Origin of the sequence: Streptomyces sp. NPDC088147 (assembly GCF_044741565.1) — a bacterium.
Lineage (GTDB): Bacteria > Actinomycetota > Actinomycetes > Streptomycetales > Streptomycetaceae > Streptomyces.
On the sequence record NZ_JBIUSY010000010.1, the window covers coordinates 451,470 to 459,838 of the forward strand.

Genomic DNA, 8,369 nt, shown 5'->3' on the forward strand with positions numbered 1-8,369 from the left:
CCGCGACCCGTACCGGTCCGCTCAGCGACCCCGCACCCGGACCGGCCACTCCGCCTCCACCGCGCCCTCCTCCGTCACCCGCTCCACCCGGACCTCGCCGTTCACCAGCCGCGAGGTGTAGCGCTCCACCTTCACCTCCGCCTCCGGCGGCGTGCCGCCCGGGTCCCGTACCACCAGACCGCCCCCCGAGCGCCCCGCGGCCGGAGCCCACACCTCCAGTTCGGGCCGGCCGTCCTCGCCGCGTATCGGAATCACCGCACCCGCCCGCGCCAGCACCGGGATACGCGACGGGGGCGCGTCCAGCAGTACCTGGCCGGGACCCTCGTACGCCTTCTCCGTGGCCGTGTCGTACCACCGGCCGCGCGGCAGCCGCACCGCGCGCCGGTCCGTACCGCGCTCCAGCACGGGCGCCACCAGCAGCGCGTCGCCGAGCAGGAACGCGTCCTCGCAGTCGCGCAGCGCCCGGTCCTCCGGGGCACCCCACCACACCGGACGCACATACGGCGCCCCGGTCAGCCGGGCCAGCTGAGCCAGCGTCACGAAGTACGGCCGCAGCCGCTCCCGCCCGCTGAGCGCGGCCCGCGCGTGTTCGAGCACCTCGGGACCGAACTCCCACGGCTCCCTGCGCCCCGCGTCGATCGCCGCGTGCGTACGGAACAGCGGCAGATACGCCCCCAGCTGGAACCAGCGCAGATACAGCTCGGGCGTCGGACTCCCGTCGAAACCACCCACGTCGGGGCCCGAGTACGGCACACCGCACAGCCCGAGACCCAGCACCAGCGAGAGCGACGCCCGCAGCCCCGGCCAGCCGGTCGACACATCGCCGGACCAGGTGCCGCCGTACCGCTGCATCCCGGCCCAGCCGGAGCGCGAGAAGAGGAAGGGCCGCTCGTCCGGCCGCAGTCGCCGCAGCCCCTCATAACCGGCCCGCGCCATGGTGAGCCCGTACACATTGTGGGCCTCGCGGTGGTCGCCGCCCCTGCCCTCCAGCTGATGCCTGGCCGAGCGCGGCAGGGTCGTGTCCCCGAACGGCGCGAAGGACACCGGCTCGTTCATGTCGTGCCACACCCCGGCGAACCCCTGCGCCAGCCGCTCCTCGTAGAGCCCGCCCCACCACGCGCGCACCGCCGGATCCGTGAAGTCCGGATACACGCACTCGCCGGGCCAGACGACACCGAGCACCTCACGCCCCCGCCCGTCCCGTACGAACGCGCCGGCCGGACCGACCGCGCGCCCGCTCTCGTACACCGCGTTCCCCCGCTCCGCCTTCACCGCCGGATCGACGATCGAGACCAGCCGGACCCCGTCCGCGCGCAACTCCTCCGCGAGCCCCGGCAGATCGGGGAAGCGCTCACGGTCCACGGTGAAGACCTGGTGCGCGTCGTAGTGATCGATGTCGAGATGGAGCGCCGACAGCGGCAGCCCCCGCTCCCGGTACCCCGCGACGATCCGCCGCACCTCCCGGGCGCTGCCGAACCCCCAGCGCGCGTGCTGCGGCCCCAGCGCCCAGGACGGCGGCGGTACGGGCGCTCCGCTCAGCGTCGTCCAACTGTGCAGCACCCGCGCGGGCGTACCGGTCACCACCCAGCAGCGCAGCGGCCCGCCGTCCATCCGCAGCTCGCTCGTACCCGGCCGGTCGTGCCCCGAGCCCGCGCCCTCCTCGCCCTCCCGGAGCGTGACCCGGCCGTCCCAGGAGTTGTCGTGGAACGCCAGATGCGTCCCGGCGTCCGCCACCACCAGCTGCACGGGCATCGTCACGTACAGCGGATCGTCGCCAGGGCCGAAACCACCGCCCGGATCGGTGTTCCACAGCCGGTAGGTACCGTCCCGCAGCCGGGGCCCGGATCCGCGCCCGCCCAGGCCGAAGAAGCGCGCGTCGGCAGGGACCTCGGTGCGCTGCACCCAGCGCGCGGGTCCGCCCGCGACCGGCTCCCACCAGCGCGGCGGCAGCTCCCGGCGCAGCACGACGCCCCCCGGCGTACGGACCTCCACCCCGCCGTTGCGCGAGATCGCGACCGTCACCCGCTCCGACACCACCCGCCAGCCGCCGTCCTTGTCGGGTTCGAGCCCGGCCCGCGGATCGGGCTCCGGCGGAACGTCGGCGAGCGCGTACGAGGGCAGCGGCTCCGCGCCGTCCCATCCCCAGAAGACGGCGCCGCCCACCATGACGCACACATGCAGCTCCGCGCGCGCGAACCGTACGGTGCCACCGCCGGGCAGCGGCTCGGCGCCCGTGACAGGACCCGGCACCCGGGCCCGCTCGGGACCGCGCGGCGCCAGCTCTCTCGCGTCCGTCCGCCGTTGGCGCCAGGCGGACCGCACCGCGCGCAGCCCCCGCACCGAACCGACCACTTTCATCGAACGCACCAGTTCACGACCGTCCATGCTGCTCAGCCTGCCATTCGTCCGGAGCGTCGGACGCTCCGTTCAACTCCCGTTCACCTGTGGCCGGGGCACATATCTGCCTGACCGACCATGGAGAAGCCACCCTGGTGCGAAAGACGATCACGTGGCATCGTCCGTCTCAGTCGCGTACACGCGCACACCCCGCACGTGCGCGCGGCCGGCGCACACCAGCGTCGAGTGCACCAGCGTCGATCATCTCAGCGCCGAGTCAGCCCGGGAGCCGCCCCATGACCGCAGCAGCAAGCCCCGCCCCTCTCTGGCAGCCGGGCCCCGACCGTATCGCCGCCGCCAGGATCACCCGCTTCCAGGACTGGGCCGCCGAACGGTACGGAGCTCCCGCCGAGGGCGGCTACGCGGCGCTGCACCGCTGGTCCGTCGATGCGCTCGACACCTTCTGGGCCGCCGTCGCCGAATGGTTCGACGTACGGTTCACCACCCCCTACGAACAAGTCCTGGGCGACCGCACCATGCCCGGCGCCCAGTGGTTCCCCGGCGCCACCCTGAACTACGCGGAACACGCACTGCGTACCGCTGAGGACCCGGCGCGCGCCCATGACCCGGCGCTCCTCCATGTTGACGAGACACATGACGTGACCCCGGTCAGCTGGACCGAGCTGCGCCGGCAGGTGGTAGCACTCGCCGCCGAGCTGCGCGCCCTCGGCGTACGCCCCGGAGACCGCGTCAGCGGCTATCTGCCCAACGTCCCGCAGGCCGTCACCGCACTGCTCGCCACCGCGGCCGTCGGCGGAGTCTGGACCTCCTGCGCCCCCGACTTCGGCGCCCGCGGTGTGCTGGACCGCTTCCAGCAGGTCGAACCCGTCGTGCTGTTCGCCGTCGACGGCTACCGCTACGGCGGCAAGGAGCACGACCGTACGGAGACCGTCGCCGAGCTCCGGCGCGAACTGCCCACCCTGCGGGCCGTGGTGCATGTCCCGCTCCTCGGCACCCCGGCTCCCGAAGGCGCCCTGGAATGGGCGGACCTCACCGCGGGCACCGCCGCTGCCGAAACCACCCGGCCCGTCTTCGAACCGGTCCCCTTCGACCACCCCCTGTGGGTCCTCTACTCCTCCGGTACCACCGGCCTGCCCAAGGCGATCGTCCAGTCCCAGGGCGGCATCCTCCTGGAGCACTTCAAACAGCTCGGCCTGCACTGCGACCTCGGTCCCGAGGACCGGTTCTTCTGGTACACCTCCACCGGCTGGATGATGTGGAACTTCCTCGTCTCCGGCCTGCTCACCGGCACCACGATCGTGCTGTACGACGGCAGCCCCGGCTTCCCCGCCGTCGACGCCCAGTGGGGCATCGCCGAACGGACCGGCGCCACCTTCTTCGGCACCTCGGCCGCCTACGTCATGGCATGCCGCAAGGCCGAGGCGCACCCGGGCCGCGACCACGACCTCTCCCGCGTGAAGTGCGTCGCCACCACCGGCTCACCCCTGCCGCCCGACGGATTCCGCTGGCTCCACGACGAGGTGGCCGACGACCTGTGGATCGCCTCCGTCAGCGGCGGCACCGACGTGTGCAGCTGCTTCGCGGGCGCCGTACCCACCCTCCCCGTCCATATCGGCGAACTCCAGGCGGCCTGTCTGGGGACGGACCTCCAGGCCTGGGACCCGCACGGTGACCCCGTCATCGGGGAGGTCGGCGAACTGGTCGTCACCAACCCCATGCCGTCCATGCCGATCCGTTTCTGGAACGACCCCGACGGCAGCCGCTACCGCGACAGCTACTTCGAGCTGTTCCCCGGCGTCTGGCGCCACGGAGACTGGATCACCCTCACCGACCGGGGCTCGGTCGTCATCCACGGCCGCTCCGACTCCACCCTGAACCGGCAGGGCGTCCGCATGGGCTCCGCCGACATCTACGAAGCCGTCGAACGGCTCCCCGAGATCCGCGAATCCCTCGTCATCGGCCTGGAGGAAGCGGACGGCGGCTACTGGATGCCGCTCTTCGTCCATCTCGCCCCGGGCGCCGTCCTCGACGACACACTCCGCGACCGCGTCAAGGCGACCATCCGCGAACAGCTCTCGCCGCGCCATGTGCCGGACGAGATCATCGAAGTCCCCGGAATTCCGCACACCCTGACCGGCAAGCGCATCGAAGTCCCGGTCAAGCGTCTCCTCCAGGGCGCGGCGCTGGACAAGGCCGTCAACGCGGGGTCCGTGGACAACCTCGAACTCCTCCGCTTCTACGAGAACCTCGCCCGCGAGCGCCGCTGACCGCGTTGTCAGACCCTCTGGTTACTCTGAGTGAGCAATGATCGACCGTGCTCAGGGGGAGCCATGGCGCACACCGACCACAGCGCACAGAAAACCAGGACGTCGCGGCGCAGCCTGCGCCGCGAAGTCCCCAGCACTGTCGGCCTGCTGGCCGACGAGCGGGACTTCACCGCGATGCGGTGCTACCGCACCTTCACCTTCGACGACCACGCCGCCTATCTGCGGCAGATCGACGGACTGCTGAAATCCCTGGCATCCCAGGGTGTCCACACCACCGTCGCCCTCTTCGACCCGGAGGAGTACGCCGAGTACTGCGCGGAGTCCGGCCTCGACCCCGACACCGCCGAGAGCCGCGGCCGCTTCACGGCGCGTATCCCCGGAAGCGGCGCCGCCATCGCCTATACCGGCCAGCCCATCGACAGCCTCGTCCCCCAACTCATCAGCACCGCTGTCCGCAGGGCCACCTGGGAGTACGCGACCACGCTCCTCGCCGACGTCGGAGAATGCGCCGACTGCGGACAGGACATCGGGCGCGCGGCCTTCGACCGCGCCTCCCACCTGCTGCTCCGGCTGCTCGAAGGAGCCGGCTCCGGCACACACCACCTGGTCTGTAGTGTCCCCGCCGCCGACGAGCAACTCCTCGCCGTCCTGCGCACCGAGGGCCCCGACAACGGACAGGAAGGCCCACCCGGATCCGGCGGGCCCGCACGCTTCGACGCCTCACAGGCCACCGAATTCGTGACCGTACTGGCCGTCGGTATCGCGCTGGAGAGCGCCGGGGGAGTGGTGCTCCGTACGACCCGGGCCGACGACCCCGACCGGCTGCACGGCTGGCGCCTCCAGCGCGGCAGCCTCGTTCCGCTCACCGTCGGCGAGGTCTTCAGCGCCTACTGCACCGACGCGGACACGGGAGAGCCGGTCTCTCCCGAATCCGGCGTGGAGTACTGCGCCGGATTCGACCTCGGCCCGGACGACACCGGGACCCACCACTGAACGGAGCCGACGACAGAGGGGCTTCCCGTCCTGTGCGACGGGAAGCCCCTCCAGAACCCGGACCGGAATCCGGCCCTCTCGGCTCACTCGCCGGACAGCACCGCCTGCGCGGCCTTCCGCGCACCCTCGGCGGTGTCCGCGGCACGCGCGGCGGCGGCGGCACGCTCACACTGCGCCAGCGTGTGCTTCGCCAGCGCCGACCGCACATACGGGATCGACGCCGCGCCCATGGACAGCGACGTCACACCCAGCCCGGTCAGCACACAGGCGAGCAGCGGATCGGCCGCGGCCTCACCACACACGCCACAGCTCTTGCCCTCGGCCTTGGCGCCCTCGGCCGACAGCGCCACCAGGTCCAGCAGCGCCGGCTGCCACGGGTCCTGGAGCCGCGACACCGCACCCACCTGCCGGTCGGCGGCGAAGGTGTACTGCGCCAGGTCATTGGTCCCCAGCGAAAGGAACTCGACCTCCTGGAGAATCGACCGCGCCCGCAGAGCGGCCGACGGAATCTCCACCATGGCCCCGAACTTCGCGTGCAGCCCCGCCTCACGACAGGCGTCCGCGAACGCCTTCGCGTCCGTGCGGTCGGCCACCATCGGCGCCATGACCTCCAGATACACCGGAAGACCCTCGGCCGCCTTCGACAGCGCGGTCAGCTGCGTCCGCAGCACATCCGGGTGATCCAGCAGACTCCGCAGCCCACGCACACCCAGCGCCGGATTCGGCTCGTCGGCGGGCGTCAGGAAGTCGAGCGGCTTGTCCGCGCCGGCGTCCAGCACCCGCACGACCACCCGGCCCTCGGGAAACGCCTCGAGGACCGCGCGGTACGCGGCGATCTGCTTCTCCTCCGACGGCGCCTGCTTGCTGTCGTCCAGGAACAGGAACTCCGTACGGAACAGCCCCACGCCCTCCGCGCCCGCCTCGACGGCCGCGGGAACATCCGCGGGACCGCCGACATTCGCGAGCAACGGCACCTTGTGACCGTCCGACGTCGCGCCCGGCCCCGTGGAGGCGGACAGCGCCGCCTTCCGCGCGGCGGCGGCCGCCTCGAGCTCGGCACGCTTCTCGGCGCTCGGCTGGACGAAGATCTCACCGGTACTGCCGTCCACCGCGATCACGGTGCCCTCGGCCAGCTCACCGGCCCCCGGCAGCGCGACCACGGCCGGCACCCCGAGCGCGCGCGCCAGAATCGCGCTGTGACTCGTCGGCCCGCCCTCCTCGGTCACAAACCCGAGCACCAGCGTGGGGTCGAGCAGCGCCGTATCGGCGGGCGCGAGATCACGCGCGATCAGTACGTACGGCTCGTCACTGTCCGGCACTCCCGGCATCGGAACGCCCAGCAGCCGGGCGACGATGCGATTCCGTACATCGTCCAGATCCGCGACCCGCCCGGCCAGATACTCCCCGGCACCGGCGAGCAGCGCGCGATACGAGGCGAACGCGTCGTACACCCCGCGCTCGGCCGTGCTCCCGACGGCGATCCGCCGTTCCACATCGGCCATCAGCTCCGGGTCCTGCGCCATCAGCGCCTGAGCTTCGAGCACCGCCTGCGCCTCGCCGCCGGCCAGATTGCCGCGGGCGATCAGATCGGCCGACACCGCCTCGACGGCCTGGTGAGCGCGCCCCTGTTCGCGCTCCGCCTCCTCCGCCGGGATCGACTTGGCCGGGGGCTCCAGCATCGCGGTCCCCATGTGCCTGACCTCGCCGATCGCCACTCCGTGGCTGACCCCGACGCCTCGCAGCGTTGTCTCCATTTCACCCGTCTCCGGTTATGCGACGACCCGGTCGCCGCGAGGGATGTACGACGAGCGCACCGCGCCCGTCCCTGACATACGCCGACGGCGTCACTGCCAGCCGAACAGTGTCTCGCCGGTCTTCACGTCGCCGTCCTCACGGAGATCGGAGAGGGAGTCGGCGGCGGCCTCGAGCGCCACGACGGGGCAGATGGGCGACTTGCCCGCCTCTTCCACGGCGGAGGGGTTCCAGCGCACCACGGCCTGTCCGCGCGTGACGGTGTCCCCCTTGTTGACCAGCAACTCGAAACCCTCGCCGTTGAGTTGCACGGTGTCGATACCGAGATGCGTCAGCACTCCGTGCCCCTCCGAGTCGACCACGACGAAGGCGTGCGGATGCAGGGAGACCACCACGCCGTCCACCGGGGACACCGCCTCACCGGGCTCGCGCACGGGATCGATGGCCGTGCCGGGCCCCACCATCGCACCGGCGAACACCGGGTCGGGTACAGCGGGCAAACCAATGGCGCGTCCGGCGAGCGGGGCCGTCACGATGGTCATGGGGGAGCCTCCAGAGGCGGAGAAGTACGGGGCTGTCGTCACCGTCCGTGAGGGGGCGACGTGCTGTTCAGAAGGGTAAGTCATAGGAAGTGACGGTTCCGCGTGAGTGCGGCGGGTTGACGGACCATGAGGGCACCGAAACCGATTTGCCTGCGCCGACCGACCGCATGTACTGTCGTACTCCTGCCTGACCCCAACGCGACTTTGAGTCGGGGGTCGGCGGCACCTATCAAGTCTCGATCCCATCCTGATCTTCGCTTCGGCATGTCCGCGAAACGGTGGTCAGGAAGAGCGAAAAGGCCTGATAGAGTTTGAAAAACGAAATGCCGAAGGGAAAAGCCCGGAGGGACCGGAAACGGGACCAAAGGAAGCGTCCGTTCCTTGAGAACTCAACAGCGTGCCAAAAGTCAACGCCAGATATGTTGATACCCCGACCTGCCGGATGTCCGGTGGGTTG

Annotated in this window: 5 protein-coding genes; 2 read left to right on the forward strand and 3 right to left on the reverse strand. The window is 71.3% G+C overall.

Translation table 11 applies throughout. The annotated features are described in order from the left end of the window. Positions 1-21 precede the first annotated feature (21 nt). Positions 22-2,385: a TIM-barrel domain-containing protein gene (locus ACIOGX_RS33085; protein WP_401918291.1), complete on the reverse strand. Its 2,364-nt coding sequence runs from the start codon at positions 2,383-2,385 to the stop codon at positions 22-24. Between the two features lie 248 nt (positions 2,386-2,633). Here ACIOGX_RS33085 and ACIOGX_RS33090 point away from each other — a divergent pair, with 248 nt between their 5' ends. Next, complete coding sequence (locus tag ACIOGX_RS33090) at positions 2,634-4,625, forward strand: acetoacetate--CoA ligase (protein ID WP_401918293.1); 1,992 nt, start codon at positions 2,634-2,636, stop codon at positions 4,623-4,625. A gap of 63 nt (positions 4,626-4,688) precedes the next feature. Then, positions 4,689-5,618, forward strand: a complete 930-nt coding sequence (locus tag ACIOGX_RS33095; protein ID WP_383973558.1) for a hypothetical protein — start codon at positions 4,689-4,691, stop codon at positions 5,616-5,618. A gap of 83 nt (positions 5,619-5,701) precedes the next feature. On the opposite strand, the gene ptsP is transcribed toward ACIOGX_RS33095, so the two are convergent. Continuing rightward, positions 5,702-7,372 carry a phosphoenolpyruvate--protein phosphotransferase gene (gene ptsP / locus ACIOGX_RS33100; RefSeq protein WP_129772822.1) on the reverse strand — a complete coding sequence of 557 codons (1,671 nt, stop codon included), beginning with the start codon at positions 7,370-7,372 and terminating at the stop codon, positions 5,702-5,704. Between the two features lie 90 nt (positions 7,373-7,462). Continuing rightward, complete coding sequence (locus ACIOGX_RS33105; RefSeq protein ID WP_387019698.1) at positions 7,463-7,912, reverse strand: PTS glucose transporter subunit IIA; 450 nt, start codon at positions 7,910-7,912, stop codon at positions 7,463-7,465. Between the last annotated feature and the right edge of the window lie 457 nt (positions 7,913-8,369).